Source organism: Pseudomethylobacillus aquaticus (genome assembly GCF_003730115.1).
In the GTDB taxonomy this organism is placed as follows: Bacteria; Pseudomonadota; Gammaproteobacteria; order Burkholderiales; family Methylophilaceae; genus Pseudomethylobacillus; species Pseudomethylobacillus aquaticus.
Window position 1 is genome coordinate 1 of record NZ_RJVP01000007.1, and the last position, 26,180, is coordinate 26,180.

Here is a 26,180-nt window from a genome sequence, read left to right on the forward strand (position 1 = left end):
CTGTTGAACACTACTCATGGGGTTACTCCTCTGCGCTTACGCGCTTGGTTGATAAAGATTCGCACCTCTATCAAACCGGGTAACCCCACCCTTTGGCAAGGTCCTACTGTCAGATCAAATCGGAACTACTACAATTAAGCAGCAAAGCTTACTTGACTACAGCTCTTAATACTTTGATCTGCTCATCGAGTTGCGTCAGATCATTCGTTAATGAATCTTGCAGTTTTTGGTCTTTCTTATTCACATCCATGGATTCACGAACGCCTAGCAAGTTTTGCAACTGAAGTTTTCGTTGCTCCAGTTGCATCAGTTTGCTAACGGGTGAAGTCTCGGTTCCTTCCTTGAGCGCAAGCTCTAAGCCCGTCATGAACGAACAGCTCTGGTGAAAATCAAGCAGGTCATAATCAAGTTGGCTTAATGAGGACTGTCCTGTAGTCAAAGTTTGACGTAGCGCGCTACCTTTTGTCGCACGCACCTCGCTTATCTTGGTCGCAATCGCCGTTGTAATCATATTTTTGTATACGGTCTCATTGACAAGTGACTTTCCTGAACTAGTGAATGCTGAAATAGCAGACAGGGTAGATGCCTGGCCACCTGTACTTATTGCAGCCCAGCCCGAAGTGAGTGCAGCCAAAGTGCCGGTAGAGATATTAAAGGCTGCTTCGTTACCATAGATACTGCTGACATGCTCGGTACAAAGATGGATCGATTGCATCATCGCCTTGTTCACAGCTTCCGTTTTGCAGTCAACCTCAGGGGTCCCCGTCTTACACACTTTATAATAATCGCTTACGTTCGTATCCAGCTTACCAACCGAATAACCTTTGTAAAACTGATTACGCATACTGTTCTGCAAAGTCCCACACGCGCAAAGCGCGATGCACAACAGGCAAATAATTGTCATTTTCATGTGTGTTCTCCCTGATGTAATTTATTCAGAGGGTGATCATATACATTGCAAAAATAGATTACCCACCACCTCTTGTTTTCTATTCCTCAATAGTAAAAAAAACAATACTTCTATAATGAAAATAAAGCCTGATACCACTTATGTGGTATCAAGCTTTATTGCATACAAGCAAATTTTCAGAGGATATCTACTTCGGATACGCCGCAGTTTTATTCAACACACGGCTATAACGAGCCTGCCCCACAAGGCTAGATATGCACCCTGGACCCCAGCTCGATCACGCTATTGAGCGGGATATTGAAATACTCCACCACGCTGCTGGCGTTACGTGACATCAGCGCAAACAGGTTCTCACGCCACTTGGCCATCTGCCCATCCGCGATCGGCACCACCACTTCGCGGCTGATGAAGTAGGAGGTTGCGAACAGGTCGATCTCCACGCCAGACAGTTGCAGCGCACCCAGCGCCTGCGGGATATCCGGCCTGTCCATAAAGCCGTAACGCAGCGTGATCTGCCAGAAGCCTTGCGCCAGCGCGCTGACCTGCGCGCGTTCGCGTGCAGGCACTTGCGGTACATCGTCAAACAGCACTGTCACCAGCAGGTTGGTTTGATGCAGCACCTGGTTGTGTTTGAGGTTGTGCATCAGCGCTTGTGGCGCGCTGCTGGGGTCGGATACCAGGAACACGGCGGTGCGCTCCACGCGCCGCACGCCGCTACGCCCCAGGTGCGCGATGAAATCTTCCAGTTTTGGGTCATCTTGCTTGATGCGTTGCAGCAGCATCTGGCGGCCCTGTTTCCAGGTCCACATGATGAGCAGCAGCACCAGGCTGAGCGCTACCGGGAACCAGCCGCCCTGCAGGAATTTCACCGAGGTGGAGGCCAGCAGCATGCCGTCCAGCAACATGAAGAAGCCGGTCGCGCTTGCCGCCAGCCACAGCGGATAGCGCCAGCCATGACGGATCACAAAAAAGGTCAGCAAGGTGGTGATGAGCATGGTGCCGGTGACCGCGATGCCGTAGGCCGTGGCCAGCGCCGAAGAGCTACCAAAGTTGACGGTCACGATGATCACGCCCAGCAACAGCAGCCAGTTGATGGCGGGCATGTAGATCTGGCCGGACTCGGCGGCCGAGGTCTGCACGATGCGCATGCGCGGCAGGAAACCCAGCTGCATGGCCTGACGCGTCACCGAATACGCGCCGGAGATCACTGCTTGTGACGCGATGATGGTGGCCAGCGTGGCCAGGATCACCGCCGGGATCAGCAAAGGCTCCGGGAAGGAAAGATAGAACGGGTTGCTGACCGCCTCCGGCTTGCGCAGCAGCAACGCGCCCTGCCCCAGATAATTCAGCGCCAGGCCAGGCAACACCAAACCAGTCCAGGCGATGCGGATGGCAGGACGACCGAAGTGGCCCATGTCGGCATACAGCGCCTCGGCACCAGTGATGGCCAGCACGATGGCACCCACCGCCAAAAACACGCCGGGGCCGCGATCCGTCAGGAACTGGAACGCATACATGGGGTTAAGCGCCGCCAGGATACCGGGGGTCTGACTTATATGCCAAATGCCTATCGCACCCAGCACCGTGAACCAGACGATGATGATAGGCCCGAACGCGCCACCTACCACGCTGGTGCCGTAGCGCTGCAAGGCAAACAAGGCGATCAGGATGGTCACCGAGATCGGCAACACATAGTCGGCCAGGGCAGGCGCGGCGATCTGCAGGCCTTCCACCGCCGACAATACCGAGATGGCCGGTGTGAGGATGCTGTCCCCGTAGAACAGCGCCGCACCGAACACGCCGATCAGCATCAGCCATTTACGTGTGGGTGACGCGGCGTTGACCGAGGACAAGGCCAGCGCCAGCAGTGCCATGATGCCGCCTTCGCCTTTATTGTCTGCGCGCAGCACCAGCAGCACATATTTGAGGGTGACCACCAGCATCAGCGCCCAGAACACGGATGAAATGGCGCCCAGGATGTTGGCCTGAGTAAGCGCCACGCCAGTGTGCGTGGCAAAGATCTCTTTGATGGTATACAGCGGGCTGGTGCCGATGTCGCCGTAAACGACACCGATGGCGCCCAGTGTTAGCGCTGCGGTGGTGCTGCGTTTGATGGCAGCATCTGAGGTGTGTGGCATGATGGCCTCCGGGTTTCAGGAGTGCCTATTGACGCATGGCCGGTATATCAAGCGCATAAACGCGCGCTGTTTACAGGCTAAATTCAGGCGCTGTTTTCAAGGCTGTGGGCTATAGCATGCCGTTCTGAAAAAGCCGTTCCGAAAAGCAGGGCAATCCCGGCCTAGCTGGCCGCCAGCCGGTAGCCTATGCCCAACTCGGTGATCAGATAACGCGGCGCAGCCGGGTCACGCTCGATCTTGGCGCGCAAGCGCCCCATGTGGATACGCAGGTAATGGGTGTCATCCACATATTCCGCACCCCACACCGCCTGCAGCAATTGCCGGTGTGTCATCACGCGACCGGCATGCTGCGCCAACTGCATGAGCAGTTTGTATTCCAGCGGGCTCAAGTGCAGCGTCTCGCCGTGCAGGCGCACCAGGCCATCGGCCAGATCGATCTGCAGCGCCTCGACCAGATAACGCTGGTCGCGCAGCTGCATGCGCTCCATGCGCCGCAAGGCCACACGGATACGCGCCAGCAGTTCGTCCACACCGAAGGGCTTGGCCAGATAATCGTCCGCACCCTGGTTCAGGCACTGCACTTTATCCTGCTCGGACTGGCGCGCACTGAGCACCAGGATGGGCCGGTCGGAGCGTGCACGCAGCGTCTGGATCAAGCTCAGGCCATCGCCATCCGGCAGGCCCAAGTCCAGGATCAGCATGGCAGGCTGCTTGTCCTGCCACAGCTGCAGCGCCTCAGCGAGCGTGCGTGCCAGCAGCGGCACATAGCCTGCAGCACGCAAGGACAACTGCAGAAAATCACGGATCTGCGCATCGTCTTCCACCACCAGCAGGCTGTGTACAGAGACAGGAGAGGGGTTCATCATGCTGGCACCGTTTGCGGCGGAAACACCAGGCTGACCACGCTGCCGCCACCGTCACGGGCTGTGATGCAGAGCTCGGCCTGATGCAGCCCGGCAATGGCCTGCACGATGGCCAGCCCCAGGCCAAACCCGCGCCCTTGTCGCACACGTCCGGGCTGCAAAGGCTGGGCGAATCGCTCGATGCTGTTCACGCTGAACCCCGCCGGGAAGCCTGGACCACGGTCCGCCACCGCCAGTCGCACGCGGCCATCCAGCCTATACGCTTGTATCAGCAACGGCGCGCTACCCTGATGTTGCACCAGTGCGTTGTCGATCAGGTTGGCCAGTGCCTGTGTCAGCAGGCGCGCATCGGCACGGATCAGCAGTTCGCTGCCCACTTCGGCCTGCAATTCCACAGTCGTGACACGCTGACGGTAACGTGCCAGCACATCGGCCACGATCTCCTCTGCCGATTGCCAGTCCAGCGTGATCGACCTATCAGCCTGACCCAGCCGCACCAGCCCGAGGATGTTGTCGGTGGCGTCATCCAGATATAGCGCTTCGCTACGGATAGCCTGCAGCAGACGCTGCTGCGCGGCGGCATCCAGCGCGTCGGCCTGATACAGCAAAGTGCTGCTGGCGCCCAGGATGGCCGTGAGCGGCGTGCGCATGTCATGCGAAAGGGAGGATAGCAAGGTGTTATGCAGCGCCTCGCGCTCGGCTTTGCGCTCCAGGGCACGTGCCTCGGCTTGAGTGTTGAGCCGCTGGTAAGCCAGGCCGATCTGGCCCAGCAGGCTGCGTAACTGCGGCAGCCAGTCACTGGCTGCAGTGGATGGCGGCAACCATAACACGGGCGCCTCACTGGGCAATTGCAGCAAGGGCAGCAAACTGCTTTCCGCTTCCGGCCAGTTGGCGGTGCCCGGCCCCAAGGCTTTGCCGTTCTGCATCACCCAGCGCACTGCCGCCGGATTGACCGTGATGGGCTCACCTGTTGGTTCCAACGAACTCAGCGTACCGTCCAGCTGCAAACGCAGCATCTGCATGGGCAAACCGGTATGCAAGCGCAGCAGCGCCGTGCTGCTGCGCAACATGGCCTGGGCGTCATCGCACAAGGCCAGGTGGTCAGCCAGCTGGCGAGCCAGTTCGGCTTGTGCGCGTGCCGCTTCGGCCTGCTGTGTCTGCTGACGCAAGCGCCGCACCAGCGAGGTGACCACCAGCGCCAGTAATAAAAACCCCGCCAGTGCTGCCCAGGAGGCCAGGTCGGCAACCGCAAAGGTATAGCGCGGGTCTATCAGAAAGTAATTGATGGTGATGCTGGCGATGACCGCCATGCCCAGCGCAGGCCACAACGGCAAACGGCAGGCGGCCAGCAGCATCACCGCAAGGTACAACATCAGGCTGGTGGCCATGCCCAGCACGGCAAACTGCGCATGGGCGAGCCAGGTCACCAAGGCCAGCAACACCAGGATGAACAGCGCGTCTAGCCAGGCAGCTCTCATACGGAATCAGAAGGAATCACGATAGCGCCATCATACACGCGGCGCAGGGCAGCAATCGGCTTGCAGCGCTCAACCAGGGCGCATGGAACGGTACATCTGGCTGCGCTCGCGCTTGCTCAGCACCAACTGCCACAACTGCCCCTGGCGTGAGCGGAAGTAAGCCGCGCAGCACATCAGGTAATACTTCCACATGCGGTAGAACACCATGTCGTAGCGGTGTTGCAGGCCGGGCCAGGCGCGGTCGAAATTCTCCCACCAGGCCATCAGGGTCTTGTCGTAATCCTGGCCGAAGTTGTGCCAGTCCTCGATGATGAAGCGATTCTCCAGCACATGGGCCAGCTGGCGCGCCGAAGGCACTTTACCGTTAGGGAAGATGTACTGCTCTATCCACGGATCGGTACGGTAGGAAGTGCGGTAATTGCCTATGGTGTGCAGCAGGAACAGGCCGTCCGTCTTGAGCAGGCGCGAGGCGGTGTCGAAATACACCGGGTAGTTCTTCTGGCCTACATGCTCGAACATGCCCACCGACACGAGCTTGTCGAACTTGCCGGCCAGCTGCCGGTAATCCATCAGCTCGATGCGCACTGGCAGCCCGGCACAGCGCTGCTGCGCCAGTTTCTGCTGTTCCACTGACACGGTCACGCCCAGCACTTCGGCGCCGTAATGCCGCGCGGCATGGGCCGCCAGACCACCCCAGCCGCAGCCGATCTCCAGCAGCCGTTCACCCGGCTGCAACTGCAGCTTGCGGCAGATCATGTCCAGCTTGTGGGTCTGGGCCTCGGCAAGTTGATGGGCATGCTGCCAGTAGCCGCAGGAGTAACTCATGGTGGGGTCCAGCATGGCCTCGAACACATCATTGCCAATGTCGTAGTGCGCCTCTGCCACCTGGAACGCGCGCTGCTGCGACTGCAGATTGAACGCGCGGTGGCGGATCACCGCCCATAACAAGCGCAGCCTGGCCCAGCCACCCAGCTTGTTGTCCACGCCTGCTTGCAACAGGCGCAGCATGGTCTCGTCCAGCGCAGCGGACTGCCATTGCCCCTGCATATAGGCCTGCCCGAAGCCCAGCGAGCCACGCGACAGGATCTGTCGATACACCTTGTCATCACTGACCTGGATATCCCAGGGGGCATCCCCGTTCAGGGTGATGCCCGCCTCGGCGAACAATGCGACCAGCACTTCCGGCGGTCGCTGCTTGGATGCTAGACCATTTGCCATGTTGTGTAAGGGAGTCGTTGTCTGACGCCTTTAACATAGCATTGCCTGGCACTCATTGACTAGCCACCTGCCCACAAACTACGTCGAATTACGGAGTGCTGTTGCAGAATGCAAAGCAGCCAGTTTGCTGGCCGATGACCTGGCGGGTCCGGACTAGAGTTTCCAGCCGTAGGCGATGCCCAGCGCGTTCTGGTTCATGCGCAGATCCGCCTCACCGCCACCGAACGGGGCAGCCGGGATGGAGCCACTGCCAGACACACGTTCGCTGAAGGCATGCGCGAAGAAGAACGACAACTCTGCCTTGTTTTGCAACGTCCAGGTGGCACCCAGCGTGACATGATCCTGCACCACGCCCGGCGCCAGGATATTGAACAGTGTCTCGCTGCGGCGGATGGGTTGCGAGCTGTGGTCATACCCGGCACGCAGGGTCAGGCTATCGCTGTAGGCATACTGCGCGCCCAGCTTGAACACCGTCACATCTTGCCAGCCGAACCCTGGCCCGTTCGCCGAGCCCACGGCATTGCCTGCAAACAGATTGCTCAAGGACAGATTACCGATGGCATCCACATCCGAATACAAGATGCGCTGCACGTCCGCCGCAATGGTCAGCCTGGGCGTGGTCTTGATGGCGATACCGACACCGTAGTTAGCCGGGATGTCGATATCGCCGCCCTCCGCGAACAGGCCACGGTACTTGTCGAACTTGCTCATGTAGGTCTTGGTTTGATAGGTGGCCCCCAGTGTCACCGCATCGTTGACCTGGCCGATCCAGCCCAGGCGCAGGCCAGCGCCATAGGAATTATCGTGACCGTTATCGGTGACCTTGCCCGGCGAGGCACTGAAAAATGGATTGTCGAAGTTCTGCAAGCCACGCGCTTCAAAACGCTGATAAGCGAGGTTCAGCGACAGGCCGATCACGTTGCGCTCGTTGAGACGCCATGTCGCGGTAGGGGCCACGATAAGCTGCGCGTAGTCGATGCCGGTGCGGCTGCCCGTGCCGTTGAAATACGGGATGCCATTTTTGTAGTCGGTGTTCATGCCGCCATTGCCATACACGCTCACACCCAGCGTCACCTGGTCACTGACGACACGGTTATAGCCAAACTCCGGGATGAAGAAATGCTCGGTGTCGTTGCCGTCATAACGGCCATCCAGCGCGCCGCTACCGCCTGCCGTATTGCGCAGCGTCACATCACGGTCCGGGTTGAACCAGGTAAGGCCGAGGTCGATGCGGTCACCCACCAGCGCCATGCCAGCCGGGTTGGTAGCAGCCGCCAGCGCATCCTGCGGCAGGGCGATACCGACACCACCGATACCCAGCGCCTTGATGCCGTAGCCATGCGCAAAATAGCCATTGGTGGCGTGTGCCTGCCCCGCGGCCAACAGCGTAGCCAGCGTCAGACCTTGCAGCGAAAGACGTTTAAATGGATGCATGTTTCAATACTCCTGTTCAGTCTAAAAAACAAAAAAGGCCAGTGCGTTTGCACTAGCCTCCTGTGGTCGGGTGGGCTTGCTGAGGCTTAAGGCGCTCGCCGTGATAGCACGCGCCTCAAGCTCAGTTGCTGTCGATCATGCTCACTTGTGGATCAGGCGCTCTTCTGGTCCAGAAACACACGCACATTGCGCGGCTGTATGAACACACGGGCGCCTTCGGTAATGTCCAGCTCGCGGAAACGTTCCCGTGTCAGTTCGGCCTCGATCAGCTCGGTGTTGTCCGCGCGTTGCAGCTCCAGGCGTACCAGCGGGCCGATGGCGTGCACATAGGTCACCGTGGCCTCGAACGCAGGCTGACTACCGCGCTCTTTCTGGATGTCGATGTCATGCGGACGCACATACGCAAAGGCGGCGCTGTCCTGGGTGTCATGGTGGCTGTCGATCTGCAGCTCGATGTCGGCGATGCTGGCACGACCGGCATTCACGCGGCTGTGGAACAGGTTCACATTGCCCAGGAACTGGTATACGAACGGGGACGCTGGCTTGTCATACACCTCCTGCGGCGTGCCGATCTGCTCCACCTTGCCGTGGTTCATCACCACGATGCGGTCCGCCACTTCCAGCGCTTCTTCCTGGTCGTGCGTCACGAACACACTGGTGATGTGCAGTTCATCATGCAGACGACGCAGCCAGCGGCGCAGGTCCTTGCGCACCTTGGCGTCCAGCGCACCGAACGGCTCGTCCAGCAGCAGCACTTTAGGCTCGACCGCGAGCGCGCGGGCCAGGGCGATACGCTGACGCTGACCACCAGACAATTGCGGTGGGTAGCGGTCTGCCAGCCAGTCCAGCTGCACCAGCTCCAGCAATTCATGTACGCGACGGTGGATCTCGGCATCGGTGGGGCGCGTGCTGCGCGGCCGCACACGCAGGCCGAAGGCCACGTTCTCGAACACGGTCATGTGCCGGAACAGCGCATAGTGCTGGAACACGAAACCGACCTGGCGCTCGCGCACATCACGGTCTGTGGTATCCGTGCCGTTGAACAGGATATTGCCGGTGTCCGGGGTTTCCAGGCCCGCGATGATGCGCAGCAGCGTGGTCTTGCCGCAACCGGATGGCCCCAACAAGGCGACCAGTTCGCCGCTGGGCACATCCACACTGACATCGTTCAGCGCGCTGAAGCTGCCAAAATTCTTGACTACATTCTTGATTGCAATACTCATGATTATTCCTCAGCCAGTTTTTCGTTATCGCTGGCCTGACGCGCGGTCTGCCATTCGATGAAGCTCTTCAATGCCAATGTCACCAGTGCCAGCAGCGCCAGCAGGGAAGCCACGGCGAACGCTGCCGCGTAGTTGTATTCGTTGTAGAGGATCTCCACATGCAGCGGCATGGTGTTGGTCAGGCCACGGATATGGCCGGACACCACCGACACCGCGCCGAACTCGCCCATGGCCCGAGCGTTGGTCAGGATGATGCCGTACAGCAGACCCCACTTGATATTGGGCAGCGTCACCTTCCAGAACACCTGCCAGCCGCTGGCACCCAGCACCAGACCAGCTTCTTCTTCGTCCTTGCCCTGGGCCTGCATCAGCGGGATCAGCTCTCGGGCGATGAACGGGAAGGTCACAAAGATGGTGGCCAGCACGATGCCGGGGATGGCAAAGATCACCTTGAAATCATGCGCGGACATCCACTCGCCGAACCAGCCCTGCAACCCGAAGATCAGCACATAGATCAAACCAGCGATCACCGGCGACACTGCGAACGGCAGGTCGATCAGCGTGATCAGCACGCTCTTGCCTCTGAACTCGAACTTGGCGATGGCCCAGGCCGCCGACACCCCGAACACCAGGTTGAGCGGCAGCGCGATGCCCGCCGCGATCAAGGTGAGCTTGATGGCCGACAGCGCATCCGGCTCGATCAGCGCATTGAGGTAGACCTCGTAGCCCTTGCGGAACGCCTCGGTGAACACGGCAGCCAGCGGCACGAACAGGAACAGGGTAAGAAAAGCCAGTGACACGGCGATCAGGGCCCAGCGTATCCACGCCGGTTCCGAGGTGGCGCGGCTACGTGCCACCCTGGCGTTGTAGCGGCTGTATTGCGAAATATTCGTTACTCCAGACATGGCGGCTTACCTTGAGGCTTGATGACGGTGACTGCTCCACCATTGCAGGCCATTGATGGCCAGCAACAGCAGGAAGGAAATGACCAGCATGACCACGGCCACCGCAGTCGCGCCGGTGTAGTCATATTGTTCGAGCTTGGTGATGATGATGAGCGGCGTGATCTCGGACACCATGGGCATGTTGCCGGCAATGAAGATCACCGAGCCGTATTCACCCACAGCGCGCGCAAACGCCAGCGCAAACCCGGTCAACAGGGCCGGCCAGACGGCAGGCAGGATGATCTTGCGGAAAGTCTGCCAGCGGTTGGCACCCAGGCTGGCGGCGGCCTCTTCGGTCTCGGCTTCCAGGTCTTGCAGCACCGGCTGCACGGTACGCACCACGAAAGGCAGGCCGATGAAGGTCAGTGCCACCACCACGCCCAGCGGGGTAAAGGCCACCTTGATGCCGTTGGGCTCCAGCAGGCTGCCTATCCAGCCATTGCCTGCGTAAACAGCGGTCAGCGCGATACCGGCCACCGCCGTGGGCAGGGCGAACGGCAAGTCCACCAGCGCATCGACGATCTTCTTGCCCGGAAAGGTGTAGCGCACCAGCACCCAGGCGGTGAGCAGGCCGAATACCGCGTTGATCAGCGCGCCCAGCAGGGAGGCGCCAAAGGTCAGCTTATAAGAAGCCACCACGCGTGGCGCGGTCACCACCGCCCAGAATTCGGCAAAACTCAGCTCCGCCGTCTTGAGAAAGGTGGCCGCCAGCGGGATCAGCACGATCAGGCTTAAGTAAAGGATGGTGTAGCCCAGCGAAAGCCGGAAACCGGGCAGAACATTCCTGTGTTTGCGTATGGTTGTTGCCATTGAACTGCCTTTTATGGGTGCGTCAAAACGGCTCGTAATGTAGCAGAGCGTCTTAATTTTCAAAAAGACTGATTTTTTATATTTTTATACGAATAAGTTATTAAGCAGGCAGTGCCGACCGCATTGAAGGCTGAATTACGGCAAATTCAGCATGGCATTGGCAGCAAAGCCTGCGTTATAGTCGAGGCTGATGCGTAAAAAACACGCCATTGGAGATGTAGATAGATGCAGCATGCACTAAGCAATTGGCTACAAATAACTGCTATTGCCATCATGATGATCACCGCCAGCATGGCCGGCCACACTGCCGACAACGCCCAGCAAACACCCGCCGACACCAGCAGGCCCGTCACTCAAAAGCCAGCCAGTGAACAAGCAGCCGACACGGCCAACCCGCTGCCCATCTACGCACCGGATTTCAACCCCAGCCCTCAGGCCGTGGAAGAACCCGTGGTGGAGCCACCCAAGATCGCCTCGGTATATGGTTCGCAAAACTTGAAGGAATACCGCATCCCGTTCGATGACCAATACCCCAGCGGCCCGTTCGAGCGCCTGGACAAGAACGTGTTCCTGTTCATCAGCAAATGCGGCGAGGTGTACTTCACCCGCCTCAATGGCGAGCTCACCCTGATCAAACCCGGCGCTCCGCTCACCAAGTTCATTCCGGGCAACGAAAGCTCGCCCGACGAAAGCAGCAGCAAAAAGGTGGTGTACTGCAAAGACCTGTCTGGCGTGAAGGACAGTCTGCTGGTAGGCAAATCGCTCTACGTGGCCTACACCACCTGGGACGACAACCAGAACGGCGTGCGCCTGGCCGTGACCGAATACGAAGTGGACCTGATCAATAGTGATGTGGTGTTCCAGCGCGAGATCTACCTGAGCCGCCCCGCCATCAAGGAACCCATCCTCGGTCACCAGGTCGGCGGCAAACTGGTGCTGGGCGAGAACGACAACACGCTCTACCTCAGCATCGGCGATTTCTCCAAGCCGGAACGCGTGCAGGACAAGACCACCTCGGTGGGCAAAGTCATCCGCATCAATCTGCAGCAACTCAACGCTGAAGTCCACGCTGTGGGCTTCCGTTCGCCCTCGGGCGGCCTGTATTTTGACCGGGAGAGCAACGAACTGTGGCTAGCCGAACACGGCCCGCGTGGTGGCGACGAGATCAACCTGATCAAACGCGGCAAGAACTATGGCTGGCCTATCGTCAGCTACGGCACCATCTACGAGCGCGACGGCATGGGTGGCTACTACGGCAACAAATTCAACAGCCACGAAGGCTACGAAAAACCCGCCATGACCTTTCTGCCCTCCATAGGCGTGGGCCCAGTCGCCAAATACCCCTCCACCGGCCGCAATGACTACTGGGATAACGACCTGTTCGTGGCCGGCATGGCCAACACCACCCTGCTGCGCATCAAGAAAGAAGGCAGCGCGCTGGTCTACGCCGAGCCTGTGCTGCAAGGCTACCGCATCCGCGAGATCCAGATCGACCAGAGCGGCACCTTCTACTTGAAAACAGACCACAACCAGCTGCTGATCTCGGATTAGCTGCTGGCTAATACCTTTGGGGGAATTGCCAGCGCAAGCGCCAGCACTTAGGTTGTAACTTCGCCTTGATCGACATGGCTGCCGGTTGTTGCAGGGCGCAATAGCTTGTAGGGCGCAATAGCGCAGCGTATTGCGCCGGATCGGGTGTCGCAAAAGAACAAGACGCATACGGCGCAATGCCCGTTGGTTATTGCGCTGTACAACGCTTGCAGCACTGCACGTTCATCTTTAACCAAATAATTAGAAAGACAAAACCGTCATGTTCAAGAAAATTCTGAGTTGCATCGCCGTCGTGGCCTCACTGTACCTTTCCGGCTGTGCCAGTGTGCCGATGGCTTCGGGGGATCTGGATAAAACAAGGAAAGAATTCTCTGCGCCAACCGAAGGAAAAGCCGGTTTATACATCTACAGAAACTCGTCGTTCGGCGCTGCGCTGAAAAAAACCATCACCATTGACGGCACGGTGATCGGCGAATCGGCACCTAATACCTACTTCTACAAGGAACTGGATCCGGGCACGCACGAGATCGCCACCGAGTCGGAGTTCAGCGACAACAAAGTTGCTATTGAAGCGCAGCAGGGCATGCATTATTTTGTGCAGCAATACATCAAGCTTGGTGCTTTCGTAGGTGGAGCAGGGCTCAAGCAAGTGAGCGAAGAAGAAGGCAAGAAAGGCGTGCTGGAGTGTAAGCTTGCTCAAGAGACCCCTGTCTTGGGCACGCCCGCGAAGTAGCTTTCAATCATTGTTGGGCGCAATAGTGCAGCGTATCACGCCGGATCGGGTATCGAAAATGAACAATGCGTATACAACACCAGGTGGGGAAACTGATCTTAAATATTTGGTTTGTTAAGGATATCTACATACACATCAAAGATAAAATCACTTTTTGGTTGGCAATAATGTTACTAGCAGGATGTGGTGCAAATGTACCGGTAGTAAAAATGGAAGGCATGCCACCCGATCAGCGGAGAGAAGTAAATAAAGTAGAGATTTACAACCAAACTCAACTCATCGGCCGCAAGTTTAAGGTTATGAATATCGTTGAAGGTATTTCTTGCAAAAATAAAGCATGGGACCATGCAGCAACGAAAAGTGATGCAGTATTTCAGGCTCGCTATTGGGCACAACAACTGGGAGCCGATGGGATTGCAAACTTACAGTGCGACCACCCACGTGGAACAACAACAACTTACAACTGCTGGGAAAGTGTCACTTGTACTGCAGAGGCAATTAAGTTTGAATAAATCTAACATTGCCATTAAAGACTGATATAAATCAAAAATTTACTTAGAACCTCACCATAAATACCGATGCTATTTAGCTAATTGAAGAGAACAAATGGAAATTACTAATTTACTTCTGCTTTCAATTTTCGTAGTGAGTATTGTTGCATTAGTTGGATTTTTTGTTACAAAAACTAAAGGGTTTGGTAGGTTTGCAACTAGCTCGTTTTTATTGCTTTTAGTTTTAGTTGTATCCTCGCTTTTATTCGCAGCAGGCAAGCTAGATAGCCAAGTTGTTGCAAATATTCTTTTCGCAATTATTGGATTTTCTGGCGGGCTATTTACAGGGAAAGAACTCGACTCGAGTAAGCTAAGCAAGAAAAGTCAGACTGACTCAATATGAATAACTCTGCTACTTTTTCAGGTATAAAAAATAGCTGACCACGCACTGCGCGGCCAGCTTGAGGAGGAGAGTTGAATTGCATAGAGCTAAAGAGCAGGTAAAGCCAAACAACGGTATTGCAGTAAAGCAGGGACTACGGACTTAAGCCGCCACGCGTATGGTGGGCCTGAAAACCTGGGGGGTTTGCAGCTCGCGGGCAATCGACGGCTTGCCCAGTAGATAGCCTTGCAGCAGCGTGGCGCCGGATTGGATGGCGATCTCCAGCTGCGTTTGGGTTTCAATGCCGGTGATCACGGGCTGCGCGCCCAGGTCACGCACCAGACTCACCAGATTCACCAGCCCTTTGCGCAGGCCCGCATGCTGCTCTGCCTCCTGGATCAGGCTATGGTCGAGTTTGACGAACTCAGGTGACAGTTTCCACAAGCGGTCCAGGTTGGAGCGCTTGGCACCAAACCCGTCGATGGCGATGTGGTAGCCGCGTTCGCGGTAATTCTGCACCGCGTCCTGCAACTGCTTGTCCTGCTCGATCACATGTTCACGGATCTCGATCACCACGCGCTTGGTGGGCACCGAATTGGTATGCAGGATGCGCTCGAACACGCGGCCATGTGCATTCACGCTCAGTAGCAGGCTGGGGTGCACGTTGAGGAACAGCAGACCGTTCTCGGCGTGGATCTGACGGAAATTCAGCACATGCAGGGTGCGGGCGATGCGATCGAACTTGACCAGGCGGCCCGCCTGCTCGGCATAGCTGAAGGCAAATTCCGGGCTGATGGTCTGCTCGCGGCCCAATGAAGGGCGCAGCAGTGCTTCATGACCGAATAGCTCGCCTGCGGCGCTATCGTAGATGGCCTGGAACGCGCTGTTCAGCTCGATGCCCAGGAAGCGGCTGGTGAACAGCCCGCCTTCCGGCTCTTCCAGGCCGTAGTCGTCCAGGTCCAGGAACAGGGCCTCACGCAGCTGGGCGCGCAGTGCTTCCAGGTGGCTCAAGGTCTGAGTCATGTTGATGATCCTTTTTTGCTTCAACAGTTACTTAAGATAGATCTGGTCGAACAGGCCGCCATCGGCGAAATGGGTCTTCTGGGCTTTGGTCCAGCCGCCGAACACTTCGTCGATGGTGAACAGGTCCAGCGCCCGGAAATCCGCCTGATGTTTGGCCGCAATCGCTTCTACGCGTGGGCGTAGTGCATGCTTGACGGCCAGCTCCTGCCCGGCTTCGCTGTAGTGGTAATCCAGATACGCCTGTGCCAGCGCACGCGTCTTGCGCTTGTCGACCACCTTGTCCACCAGCGCGATCGGGTTCTCGGCCAGCACACTCACCGATGGGTAGACCACGTCGAACTGATCAGCGCCGAACTCTTTCTTGATCAGCGCCACTTCGTTCTCGAACGTCAGCAGCACATCGCCAATGCCGCGCTGCACGAAGGTGGTGGTCGCGCCACGGCCGCCGACGTCCAGTACGGGCACGTTCTTGAACAGCCTGGCGACAAACTCTTTGGCCTTGGCCTCATCACCGCCCTTCTTCACCACATAACCCCATGCCGCCAGATAGCTGTAGCGGCCATTGCCTGAGGTCTTGGGGTTGGGGATCACGATGGCAACACCGGGCTTGATCAGATCGTCCCAGTCGCGGATGCGCTTGGGGTTGTCCTTGCGCACCAGGAATACGGTGGTGGATGCCGTTGGTGCGCTGCCATACGGCAGGCGCTTCTGCCAGTCCTTGGGGATCAGCCTGGCACGCTCATACAGGATATCGATGTCGGTCGCCTGATTCATGCTGATGATGTCGGCCTCCAGACCGTCCACCACAGAGCGTGCCTGCTTGCTGGAACCGCCATGCGACTGGTTGATGGTGACCTTGTTGCCGGTCTTTTGCTGCCAATCCTTGATGAAAGCCTGATTGAAATCCTTGTAGAACTCGCGCGTCACGTCATAGGAAACATTCAGCAGGGATTGGTCGGCGTGGGCGCTGCCTGCAAATAGCAACGCGGCAATGGCTAACTTCTTGAACATGAGGCTCTCATCGGTTTATCTATGGAATGAGCGCACTGTAATCAGCCGTTAAAACAATGTAAAAGAATATAATTAAATATAAATATAACAATAAAAACTATAAACACAGCAGATCATCAGCAACCAGATAGGCATTGGCACGCTGCCTGACCCGACCTTCCAGTCGAACGTCACTCCTTTAAAAGCAACAAGGCCTCATGGCCCAAGCCTTCTGCTGCATCACAGGCAGCTATTTAGCAGGCTGCTTCCCAATCAGCATATAAATCTTCAAAAAATTCTCAAGTCATTGATTTATTTATATATAAAAAGATGGCACACATCCTGCCATCAGTAAACCAGTGCTGCTCTCAGGAGCGTGTCGGGCCTTACATCCCGCAATGCCACAACAACATCAGCACATAGACGTCATTAATTACTCAGGGTGAAAGCAATGAAAAATCTATCCTTACAGCCACGCTGGACCACGCTTGCCGTTATGGCGGCCTTGTGGACAACCAGTCTGCCCAGCCAGGCTGCTACATTCCAGCGTGATGAGAACCAGTTCATCAATATCGGCACCGCCTTTCGTGCCAGCTTCAGTTCGATCGAAGATGGCGCACCTAATGGCAAAAGTCGCTCCAAGGACTTTGAGCTGGAAGAGGCGCGTCTTTACACCAACGGCAAGGTGCATGAATACGTATCGTTCGAGTTGAACGTGGCACGTAACTCCGCTGACAACAAAGTGGAGATCCTCGACGGCCATGTAGGCCTGGAGCTCAATCACTATGTAAATGTGTGGCTGGGCCGCTTCCTGCCACCCGCCAGCCGCGCCTCCGCTTCTGCACCAGCCTACCCACCGACCTTCGACTTTCCATTAGTGGAACAGGCACCGAACCGCTTTGGTGGCCGTGATGATGGCGCCACGCTATGGGGCGCCACTGCCGATCAAAAGCTGAAGTATCAGGTGGGCGCATTCAAGGGACGCGAAGGCGGCTCCAATCAGTCGGACAACCTGTCCTATGCCGGGCGCCTGCAATACAACTTCTGGGATGCAGAACCCGGCTTTTACAACCTGGCCAGCTATGATGGGGCCAAGTCCATCCTCTCGGTCGGTGGTTCCTACCGCTTCCAGAAAGACGGCGCAGGCACGCTTGTGAACCCCGGTGACTACCGCTACTGGAACCTGGATGGCCGTCTGGAAAAAGCGGTGGCAGGTGGGGGAGTAGTAGGCGCGGAAGCCTCGTATTACGACTATAACAATGACGACACCGCTGACATCACTGCGCCTCAAGGCAAGGGCTATTTCGTGCTGGGCAGCTATACCTTCCCGCAAAAGGTCGGCATCGGCAAGATCCAGCCCAAGGTGGTGTACCAGGACTTCGATAACGAAACCACCAACATCAATACCAAGCGTTATGACCTGGGTGCCAGCTACCTGATCAACGGCAGCAATGTGCGTATCGACACCTTCTACTTCAAGCAGTCGCAAGACCAAGGCTTAGCTGATATCAACGGCGTGAAAGTGCTGTTCCACGTCGCGCACTTCTTCTAAGTCACTTCCGTTATTCAGGCTACTGCAGCCTGACATCTTTGGCGATCTTCGCCATGCGCCTGTGTCGCCGCTACCCCTGGCGTCACAGGCGTTTTTATTCGCCTTTTGATTTGTACGCCAGTTATTCGCCAGCCACTTTAGTTGACACCAATCACCACGCCATTTACAGCACGTTTGCAGCAGCCTGCTGGATCACCCACATCGCATAAAAACATAATCCATATAAATTCAATAAGTTATAAGTTGGCCCGATTGCTGCAAAAGTAATAACTGTAAAAGATCAAAGCATGTGCAAAACCTGACAGCAGCACGGCACGGAGAGTTATTCACTTATTCATTTGATACCAGGAGATTTATTTTGAAAGCATTACCAATACCGTTCCAACTTTCCGTAGTGCTGACTGGCGCCTTGTTGTCCCTCAGCAGCCTCAGTGCCTGGGCCGAGACCACACTGAGCCCTTGGCAAGTACGCGCTGGCGCATCACTGATCGTGCCGAAATCCGATAATGGCAGCATCATCGGCCATGCAGCTGATATCACCATCGACAATCGTACCGGCCCCACCGTCAATCTGGCTTATTTCATCACGCCTAATTGGGCCATCGATCTGCTAGGCGGCCTGGCGTTCAAACATCAGATCAATGTCAATGGCAGCCGTGCCGGTGAAACCAAGCACCTGCCACCTATTCTGAGTCTGCAATATCACTTCCGCCCCGAAGCCACGCTACGCCCGTTTGTTGGCGTAGGCCTCAACTACACCGCCTTTGTCGACGAAAAACTCGACAGTGGCGACAAGCTCAAGCTGGACGATTCATGGGGCCCAGCCCTGCAGGCTGGCCTTGATTATGCCATCGACAACCATTGGACCATCGGTGCGGACGTGCGCTATGCGCGCATCAACACCAAGGTGCGCATCAATGGTAATGACGTGGGCGATGTCGATGTCAACCCGACGGTGTACAGCATCAACGTCGGCTACCGCTTCTAAGGCGGCCAGCCATGTCTTTGTTATCTAAATTAAGGAGTAAATTCGTGAGCACACCCACCACACTGGAAAAACCAGTACTGACCACCATCGCCTATCGCATCAAATCCGATGTCGAGGCCATCGAAATCGCCCACAAACTGGCAGCCGAATTCGCCAAGGAAGCTGCACAACGCGACCGTGAACGTCGCCTGCCGATCGCCGAGCTGGACGCCTTCTCGCAAAGCGGCTTGTGGGCCATCACCGTGCCCAAGCAATATGGCGGTGCAGGCGTTTCCTACCGCACGCTGGGCGAAGTCATCAAGATCATCTCCGCTGTTGATCCATCGCTGGGCCAGTTGCCGCAGAACCATCTGGTCATCATCGAGCACTTGATCCTGGATGCCAACGAAGATCAAAAACGCTTCTTCTTTGACCTGGTACTGCGCGGCGCGCGCTTCGGCAATGCCTTTTCAGAAAAAGGCAGCCGCACTGTGGCTGAGTTCGCCACCCTCATCAAACCCGACAACGCCGATTACGTGGTGAATGGCACCAAGTTCTTTGCCACTGGCGCACTTCTGGCGCACTGGATTCCTATCGTCGCAGTGACGGAAGAAGGCTTGCCCCACCTGGCACTGGCCGAGCAAGGCACTGCTGGCCTGACGGTAGTGAATGACTGGTCCAGCTTTGGTCAGCGCACCACCGCCAGTGGCACCGTGGTGATCGACAATGTACGCGTGCCAGCAGCGCATGTAGTACCTATCTACCGGGCGTTTGCGCGCCCCACCATCGGTGGCCCCAGCTCGCAGTTCATCCAGGCCGCAGTGGATGCCGGCATCGCCGTCGGCAGCATCAACGCCACGCTGGACTATGTGCGCAGCTCGGCTCGTCCATGGATCGATGCGCAGAACATCCAGCGTGCCAGCGACGACCCGTACACCATTCAGCAGGTGGGCGACCTGGAACTGCGTTTGCATGCCGCCGAAGCCTTGCTGGAACGCGCAGCCTATCGTCTGGATGCCGCCGCACTGGAGCCCAGCGAAGAAAGCGTGGCGGCCGCCTCAATCGCCGTCGCCGAAGCCAAGGTCCTCACCACCGAGGTTGCGCTGCTGGCCAGTAACAAGCTGTTCGAACTGGGTGGTACACGCTCCACGCTGGAAGAGTTCAACCTTGACCGCCATTGGCGCAATGCCCGCACGCACACCTTGCACGACCCGGTGCGCTGGAAATTCCACGCCATCGGCAATTACTACCTCAACAACACCAATCCGCCACGTCACCCCTGGTTATAAGCAACTGACTAAACGGCATAAACCCGGCCTGATGCCGGGTTTATAGTAAACGCACAAAAATTTCCCAGAAGGAGGAAGTGCATGAAACCTGAAACCCTGGCCATCCACGCGGGCTATAACCCGGACCCGACCACCAAGGCGGTGGCCGTGCCCATCTACCAGACCAGCTCATACGCGTTCGACAACACCCAGCATGGTGCCGACCTGTTCGACCTCAAGGTACAAGGCAACATCTACACACGCATCATGAACCCCACCACCGCAGTGCTGGAAGAACGTCTGGCACAGCTGGAAGGTGGCATCGGCGCGCTGGCGCTGGCCTCCGGCATGGCCGCCATCACTTACGCCATCCAGACCATCGCCGAAGCAGGCGATAACATCGTCTCGGTCTCCACGCTGTACGGCGGCACCTATAACTTCTTCGCACACACCCTGCCCAAGCAAGGCATCGAAGTCCGCTTCTTCGATTACCGCGACCCGGATGCGTTGGAAAAACTCATTGATGACAAAACCAAACTGGTGTTCGCCGAAACCATCGGCAACCCGCTCGGCAATGTGGTCGACCTGGAAGCCATCAGCCGCATCGCCCACAAGCATGGCGTACCTGTCATCGTGGACAGCACCGTCGCGACCCCTATCCTGGCGCGCCCGTTCGAGCATGGCGTGGACATCGTCGTGCACTCGCTGACCAAATACATAGGCGGGCACGGCAACTCCATCGGCGGCGTGATCATCGACAGTGGTAAATTCCCATGGGGCGAGCACAAGGAACGCTTCCCCAGCCTAAACACGCCAGACCCCAGCTACCACGGTGTGAACTATGTGGAGGTGCTCGGACCGGCAGCTTATATCGCGCGTGCCCGCGTTGTACCGCTACGCAACACCGGCGCTGCCATCAGTCCGTTCAACAGCTTCCTGATCCTGCAAGGCCTGGAAACCCTGCCACTACGCATCGAACGCCACAGTGACAATGCACTGCGCATTGCGCAATACCTCAAGCAACACCCCAGGGTGAAATGGGTCAACTACGCCGGCCTGGCAGACCACCCGGATCGCGCACTGGTGGACAAATACCTCAGCGGCCGCGCCTCCGGCATCCTGTCATTCGGCGTTGAACACGGTAAAGAAGGCGGCACACGTTTCATCGACGCATTGCAACTGTTCACACGCCTGGTGAACATCGGCGATGCCAAGAGCCTGGCATGCCACCCGGCCACCACCACGCACCGTCAACTGAATCCGGAAGAGCTGGCCAAAGCTGGCGTGAGTGAAGATCTGGTAAGACTTTCAGTAGGCATAGAGCATGTGGATGACCTGATCGCAGATCTGGAACAGGCATTGGCACAGGTTTAGTTCACCTGATCGTGGTTTGTAACAGCAAGAACGGGCAGCCTGGCTGCCCGTTCTTAATTTATGGCTTTTGTGATCAAGATTCAACAATCTGGCTGTTTGGCAGCCGCGTTAATACTGCTGATGCGTATGCTGCTATTCAATTAGTATGTACGAGATCGCCGTAACCACTGGTATCAAATCTCAGATGCCGAGATACAAGGCCTGCAAATCACTGCGTGCCTTGAGTTCTTGCGTTGTGCCGTGTGCAGCGACGCGTCCATTCTCGATCACGTAGCCGTGATGCGCATATTTCAGCGCGATGCTGGCATTCTGCTCGGCCAGTAAAAAGCTCACGCCTTGCTGCTGGTTGAGGTTGCCAATGATGTCGAAGATCTCTTCCACCACCAGCGGGGCGAGGCCCATTGAGGGTTCGTCCAGAAGTACCAGTTTGGGCTCTGCCATCAGCGCACGACCGATGGCGACCATCTGCTGTTCGCCGCCCGAGGCGTAGCCCGCCAGGTTCTTGCGCAGTTTTTTGAGTCGCGGGAAATAATGGTAGATACGTTCCAGTTGTTGTTTCAGAACACTGGCAGTGGGGCGTTTGATCAGTGCACCGGTGATCAGGTTCTCTTCCACCCCAAGGTGGGCGAAGCAATGGCGGCCTTCCAGTACTTGTACCAGGCCGCCCTGCACGAGCGCTGCCGGATTGGCCTGCGTGATGTCATCTCCCTGATATAGCACACGACCACGCACCACTTCCCCGCGCTGTGCGGCGGCAAGGCCGGAGATGGCTTTGAGCGTAGTACTCTTACCGGCACCGTTGGCACCCAGCAAGGCAACAATGCTGTTGGCGGCCACGGACAAAGACACATCCTTGACGGCGAGGATCACTTTTTCGTACACCACTTCGATGGACTGTAATTGCAGGATAGGGACGTTGCTCAGTTCCGTGCTCATACGGTAGCTTTCACTATAGCGTTCACAATGGCTTTCATGGTCTTGCTCTTTGCTTGTTGTACTTACGTTTTGCTACTGGCGTGTGCCGGTATCAACTGACGATACGGTCCGCACAGGGGACAGAGCGTACCGTCAGGCGACACGCCGGGCATGACGCCCGGTGCGGCCTGATGGGCCCCCGCAAGAGGCCTGATCACTCGATTGGCCAGGTAGACAACATTGCTGTTTGCTTCGCTACAAACGCGTGCCCAGCTGTGCCCTGACATGGCCATGTCAGTACTTAGCCTTCCTTGCCGCAATCACGCGGCGTGATGCCCTTTTCCTTGGCGTACTGGCGTGCGGATTCTTCGATGATAGGACGCAGCAGTTTGCGATCTGCCTGTACCCAATCGGAGATTACATTCCACTTGCTGCCATCCCACTGCTGGAAGCGCACCGCGCCACCGCCTTCATGGTCGGCGCAAGACAGCTTGAGCGGCTGCACCAGGCCCAGTGCGCCCAGTTCCTTCAGACGTTTATCGTCGAGACGGATGTTCTCGAAGCCCCAACGCACTTCTTCACCCGTCAGCGGACGCTTGCCGAACTTGGCTTGTGCCACACGCACGGCTTCCACGTTAAGGATACCGTTCACCACCCCCAGGTTGTAATACACAGTACCGAAACGCTTGGCATCCTGCAGGTTGCCCTTGCCAGCCTTGACCACGAACTTGTCGATGTCCTGCAGCACCGGGAAATTGGTGCCGGACGGGTGCGTAGTGATTGAGATGAAGCCCTTGGCTGCAGCACCGGCTGGCGCTGCGTCTTCTTCAGAGTTGCTCCAGATGTTGCCGATGATACGATCGGTCGGGAAGCCAGTCTTTTGTGCCGTCTTCAAGGCCACCGGGTTCATCACGCCCCAGCCACGCAGGATGACCCAATCCGGTTTGGCGCGACGGATGTTCAGCCATTGTGATTGCTGTTCGTTGCCAGGGTGCGGCACCTCCAGCAGGGTCAGCTCAAAACCATACTTCTTGGCCAGCAGTTCCAGAATGGGGCTGGTTTCCTTGCCGTATGGCGAGCCGTGGTACAGCGTGACGATCTTCTTGCCCTTGAGCTTGTCCAGACCGCCAGACTTTTCCGCGATGTAGTTGATGATGGCGGACACTTCACTGTACGGGTTGAGTTGCAGCGGGAACGCATACGGAAACACACTACCATCGGTAGAGTCGGTACGACCGTGGTTGATGGTAATCAGTGGCAGCTTGTCAGCGGTGGAACGCTCCAGCGTAGCGTAGGCGATGCCCACTGACAGTGGGTTGGTCGCGGCCGCCGGTGCGCCGTTAAGGCCTTTTTTCAGACGCTCATAGCACTCCACGCCCTTCTCCACCACGTATTCGGTCTCGCACTCACTCCAGGTGAATTTGACGCCGTTGACGCCCCCTTCCTTGGCGTTCACATATTGCAGATAGTCGATGAAGCCACCGAAGAAGCCGGTGCCGCCTGCGGCATACGGCCCGATGCGATAGCTTTGCAGCGGGAAATACTGCTCGTTGGCTGCGCTGGCATTCGCCGAGAACAGCATCACACCCAGGCTGGCCACGGCCAGTAACTGCGTGCTCTTTTTCAGAATTGCATGCATTTTAATACTCCATTACGTTGATAAATTTACTTCAATAAAACAATTAGTTATATAAAAGACGGTTTTCCGCGCAAAATCAGCGGCTTAGACCAACAAACAAGCTTAATCACACATCCGGGGACTCCTTCTCAAGGTGGTCTCATCATTCGCAGTTTTGGGCGCTAACACGACTAAAACCGCAGCGGCCACACACGCGCACGACGTTTCAGCGATTGCCAGATTCTGGCCAGGCCATCCGGCTCCTTGATCAGGAAAAAAATGATCAGCGCGCCAAAAATGATCTTCTGGATATTCTCCAACTGGCCTGGATCAATCGCGCCTGCCAGCAGGTTGTTGGAAATATTCGACAGCAGGATAGGCAGCAGCACGATGAACGCCGCGCCCAGAAAATTACCCAGCACACTGCCCAAGCCGCCGATGATGATGATGAACAGGATCTGGAACGAGCGCGTCAGGTCGAAACCATGGGGTTCCACCGTGCCCAGATAAGTGAACGCCCACAGCGAACCGGCAATGCCCAGAAAGAAAGAACTCACCGCGAACGCCACTAGTTTGGTTCGTGCAATGGAGATGCCGATCACCGCTGCGGCCGTGTCCATATCGCGCACGGCCATCCAGTTACGGCCCAGCGCACTGCGTACGATGCTGAGGGCAAGTACGGTCAACGCCGCCACAATGCCGAGCGTAAGCAGATAACGGCCCAGCGGTGTGCTGAAATCATGTCCGGCAATGATCAATTGTGGCGCAGTGATCACGCCCGAACTGCTGTTGTTGGAGAACCAGGAAAAATTGGTCAACACCCATTGCACAAAGAACTGCGCCGCCAGCGTGGATACCAGTAGATAGAAGCCCTTGATGCGCAGGCTGGGCAAGCCAAAGATCACGCCGACACCCGCTGCGGCCAGCCCGCCGAACACAAAGCTCAACAGGAAGGGCATGCCCTCGATGCGCAGATGGAAGTTGTAAGCGGCAAAGGCACCCACAGCCATGAACGCGGCCGAGCCCAGTGACAACTGACCAGCGTAACCGGTCAGCAGATTCAGCCCCAGCCCAGCCAGCGATAGCACCAGGAACGGGATCAGGATGGCGCTGAACCAGTAGTCATTGGCAATGAACGGCACCATCACAAAGGCGACCGCCAGCAGCAAGGCAAGGCCCCAGCGCTCCTGCCAGAGGCGGAACACGCGCTGGTCAGCACGGTAGCTAGTGACGAACTGTCCGGATTCACGATACAACATCAGATACGCTCACTCTTTTGATTCATGATCTGTTTTATTCAACGTCATGCTTTATTCAACGCAATACTCAGCGAGGCACGCTTAAGCTTGCTCACGGCCGCGCTCTGACCGGGCTCGGTCATCAAGCGCATTCACTAGACCCGCTCAATCGCCCGCTCGCCAAACAATCCGGCTGGACGCACCAGCAGGAACAACATGGCCAGCACATAAGGGAACCAGTTTTCGATACCGCCGCCGATGATGGGGCCGATGAACACCTCAGCCAGCTTCTCCGAGGCGCCGATGATGAGGCCGCCGACGATGGCACCGCCTATCGAGGTAAAGCCACCGATGATCAGCACTGGCAAGGCCTTGAGGACGATCAACGACAGCGAGAACTGCACACCCAGCCGCGCACCCCACAGCAGACCCGCCACCAGGCCGACCACACCGGCCACGGCCCATACGATCAGCCACAGTCTGTGCAAGCGTATGCCTACTGCCAATGCGGCAAGTTGGTCATCCGCCACGGCTCGCAATGCGATACCGGTACGTGTCTTGTTGAACAGCAGGCTCAGCAACACCACCAGCGTGCCGGCAACGGCGGCCGCGAACAGGTCGAACTGCGACAGCAGCATGCCACCCAGCTCGAACGGCTCGTCGCTGACACCCAGATCCAGCCCATGCACCTGCGCGCCCCACACCGCCTGCGCCAAACCTTCGATGATGTAACTCAAACCCAGCGTGGCCATGAACAGCGTGATGGGCGGCCGGTTGACCAGTTGCCGCAGCACAAAACGCTCGATAGCCCAGGCCAGCACCAACATGATCAGCAGCGTGAAAACGAACGCGCCCCAGAACGGCACACTGCGCTCCAGCAGGCTGACGAAGGTCAGTGCGGCGAACAGCACCATGGAACCCTGCGCGAAATTGAACACGCCGGAAGCCTTGTAGATCAGCACAAAACCGATGGCGATCAGCGAATACATCACGCCGGCCAGCAAGCCACCCAGCAACACTTCAAAGAAGAAACTCATCTCTGTTCCAGCCTGCTTTCTCA

The 26,180-nt window shown here is 57.1% G+C and carries 23 protein-coding genes; 8 read left to right on the forward strand and 15 right to left on the reverse strand.

Annotated elements, in window-relative coordinates; translation table 11 throughout:
- Window positions 1-148: 148 nt before the first annotated feature.
- From ED236_RS11015 to cysT, 9 genes are all read right to left on the reverse strand, one after another.
- The gene (locus ED236_RS11015) at window positions 149-910 is read right to left on the reverse strand and encodes a hypothetical protein (protein WP_148042295.1); all 762 of its coding nucleotides are present in this window, start codon (window positions 908-910) and stop codon (window positions 149-151) included.
- Between the two features lie 248 nt (window positions 911-1,158).
- Window positions 1,159-3,048 carry a potassium transporter Kup gene (locus ED236_RS11020; RefSeq protein ID WP_123238045.1) on the reverse strand — a complete coding sequence of 630 codons (1,890 nt, stop codon included), beginning with the start codon at window positions 3,046-3,048 and terminating at the stop codon, window positions 1,159-1,161.
- 161 nt (window positions 3,049-3,209) lie between these two features.
- The gene (locus ED236_RS11025; protein ID WP_338053175.1) at window positions 3,210-3,914 is read right to left on the reverse strand and encodes a response regulator; all 705 of its coding nucleotides are present in this window, start codon (window positions 3,912-3,914) and stop codon (window positions 3,210-3,212) included.
- Complete coding sequence (locus tag ED236_RS11030; RefSeq protein ID WP_123238047.1) at window positions 3,911-5,389, reverse strand: DUF4118 domain-containing protein; 1,479 nt, start codon at window positions 5,387-5,389, stop codon at window positions 3,911-3,913. Before ED236_RS11030 ends, ED236_RS11025 begins: the two co-directional genes overlap by 4 nt.
- Window positions 5,390-5,458: 69 nt before the next feature.
- On the reverse strand, window positions 5,459-6,607 hold the full coding sequence (gene cfa, locus ED236_RS11035; protein ID WP_123238048.1) for a cyclopropane fatty acyl phospholipid synthase: 1,149 nt from the start codon (window positions 6,605-6,607) through the stop codon (window positions 5,459-5,461).
- A gap of 153 nt (window positions 6,608-6,760) precedes the next feature.
- Window positions 6,761-8,041 carry an OmpP1/FadL family transporter gene (locus ED236_RS11040; RefSeq protein WP_123238049.1) on the reverse strand — a complete coding sequence of 427 codons (1,281 nt, stop codon included), beginning with the start codon at window positions 8,039-8,041 and terminating at the stop codon, window positions 6,761-6,763.
- Between the two features lie 152 nt (window positions 8,042-8,193).
- Window positions 8,194-9,264 (reverse strand): sulfate/molybdate ABC transporter ATP-binding protein, encoded by a 1,071-nt coding sequence (locus tag ED236_RS11045; protein WP_123238050.1) that lies wholly within the window; start codon window positions 9,262-9,264, stop codon window positions 8,194-8,196.
- Window positions 9,265-9,266: 2 nt separating this feature from the next.
- Complete coding sequence (gene cysW, locus ED236_RS11050; protein WP_123238051.1) at window positions 9,267-10,169, reverse strand: sulfate ABC transporter permease subunit CysW; 903 nt, start codon at window positions 10,167-10,169, stop codon at window positions 9,267-9,269.
- A gap of 6 nt (window positions 10,170-10,175) precedes the next feature.
- Window positions 10,176-11,018 (reverse strand): sulfate ABC transporter permease subunit CysT, encoded by an 843-nt coding sequence (gene cysT, locus ED236_RS11055; protein ID WP_171001698.1) that lies wholly within the window; start codon window positions 11,016-11,018, stop codon window positions 10,176-10,178.
- Window positions 11,019-11,291: 273 nt separating this feature from the next.
- On the opposite strand from cysT, the gene ED236_RS11060 reads away from it, so the two are divergent.
- The 4 genes from ED236_RS11060 to ED236_RS12410 all read left to right on the forward strand — a co-directional run bounded on the left by ED236_RS11060 (window position 11,292) and on the right by ED236_RS12410 (window position 14,196).
- Window positions 11,292-12,569: a PQQ-dependent sugar dehydrogenase gene (locus tag ED236_RS11060; protein WP_240032131.1), complete on the forward strand. Its 1,278-nt coding sequence runs from the start codon at window positions 11,292-11,294 to the stop codon at window positions 12,567-12,569.
- 259 nt (window positions 12,570-12,828) lie between these two features.
- Window positions 12,829-13,302, forward strand: coding sequence for a DUF2846 domain-containing protein (locus tag ED236_RS11065; protein WP_123238052.1), 474 nt, complete (start codon window positions 12,829-12,831; stop codon window positions 13,300-13,302).
- 65 nt (window positions 13,303-13,367) lie between these two features.
- Entirely contained in the window at window positions 13,368-13,814 is a 447-nt protein-coding gene (gene rcsF, locus ED236_RS11070; RefSeq protein ID WP_123238053.1) for an Rcs stress response system protein RcsF, read from the forward strand.
- Between the two features lie 94 nt (window positions 13,815-13,908).
- Window positions 13,909-14,196, forward strand: a complete 288-nt coding sequence (locus ED236_RS12410; RefSeq protein WP_148042296.1) for a hypothetical protein — start codon at window positions 13,909-13,911, stop codon at window positions 14,194-14,196.
- 141 nt (window positions 14,197-14,337) lie between these two features.
- On the opposite strand, the gene ED236_RS11075 is transcribed toward ED236_RS12410, so the two are convergent.
- Entirely contained in the window at window positions 14,338-15,198 is an 861-nt protein-coding gene (locus ED236_RS11075) for an EAL domain-containing protein (protein ID WP_123238054.1), read from the reverse strand.
- A gap of 27 nt (window positions 15,199-15,225) precedes the next feature.
- The gene (locus ED236_RS11080; protein WP_123238055.1) at window positions 15,226-16,209 is read right to left on the reverse strand and encodes a sulfate ABC transporter substrate-binding protein; all 984 of its coding nucleotides are present in this window, start codon (window positions 16,207-16,209) and stop codon (window positions 15,226-15,228) included.
- 430 nt (window positions 16,210-16,639) lie between these two features.
- Here ED236_RS11080 and ED236_RS11085 point away from each other — a divergent pair, with 430 nt between their 5' ends.
- The 4 genes from ED236_RS11085 to ED236_RS11100 all read left to right on the forward strand — a co-directional run bounded on the left by ED236_RS11085 (window position 16,640) and on the right by ED236_RS11100 (window position 21,349).
- A complete protein-coding gene (locus tag ED236_RS11085) occupies window positions 16,640-17,740 on the forward strand; it encodes a porin (protein WP_123238056.1) in 1,101 nt (366 codons plus the stop codon).
- Window positions 17,741-18,098: 358 nt separating this feature from the next.
- Entirely contained in the window at window positions 18,099-18,728 is a 630-nt protein-coding gene (locus ED236_RS11090; protein WP_205125680.1) for an OmpW/AlkL family protein, read from the forward strand.
- A 44-nt stretch (window positions 18,729-18,772) separates the two neighbouring features.
- Window positions 18,773-19,996 (forward strand): SfnB family sulfur acquisition oxidoreductase, encoded by a 1,224-nt coding sequence (locus ED236_RS11095; protein WP_240032132.1) that lies wholly within the window; start codon window positions 18,773-18,775, stop codon window positions 19,994-19,996.
- An 81-nt stretch (window positions 19,997-20,077) separates the two neighbouring features.
- Window positions 20,078-21,349: an O-acetylhomoserine aminocarboxypropyltransferase/cysteine synthase family protein gene (locus tag ED236_RS11100; RefSeq protein ID WP_123238058.1), complete on the forward strand. Its 1,272-nt coding sequence runs from the start codon at window positions 20,078-20,080 to the stop codon at window positions 21,347-21,349.
- 180 nt (window positions 21,350-21,529) lie between these two features.
- Here ED236_RS11100 and ED236_RS11105 read toward each other — a convergent pair whose 3' ends face one another.
- The 4 genes from ED236_RS11105 to ED236_RS11120 form a co-directional block, all read right to left on the reverse strand.
- Complete coding sequence (locus ED236_RS11105) at window positions 21,530-22,285, reverse strand: ABC transporter ATP-binding protein (RefSeq protein ID WP_123238059.1); 756 nt, start codon at window positions 22,283-22,285, stop codon at window positions 21,530-21,532.
- Window positions 22,286-22,565: 280 nt separating this feature from the next.
- Entirely contained in the window at window positions 22,566-23,903 is a 1,338-nt protein-coding gene (locus ED236_RS11110) for an ABC transporter substrate-binding protein (protein ID WP_123238060.1), read from the reverse strand.
- A gap of 170 nt (window positions 23,904-24,073) precedes the next feature.
- A complete protein-coding gene (locus ED236_RS11115; protein WP_123238061.1) occupies window positions 24,074-25,141 on the reverse strand; it encodes a branched-chain amino acid ABC transporter permease in 1,068 nt (355 codons plus the stop codon).
- A 134-nt stretch (window positions 25,142-25,275) separates the two neighbouring features.
- Complete coding sequence (locus tag ED236_RS11120) at window positions 25,276-26,157, reverse strand: branched-chain amino acid ABC transporter permease (RefSeq protein WP_123238062.1); 882 nt, start codon at window positions 26,155-26,157, stop codon at window positions 25,276-25,278.
- Window positions 26,158-26,180: the final 23 nt, after the last annotated feature.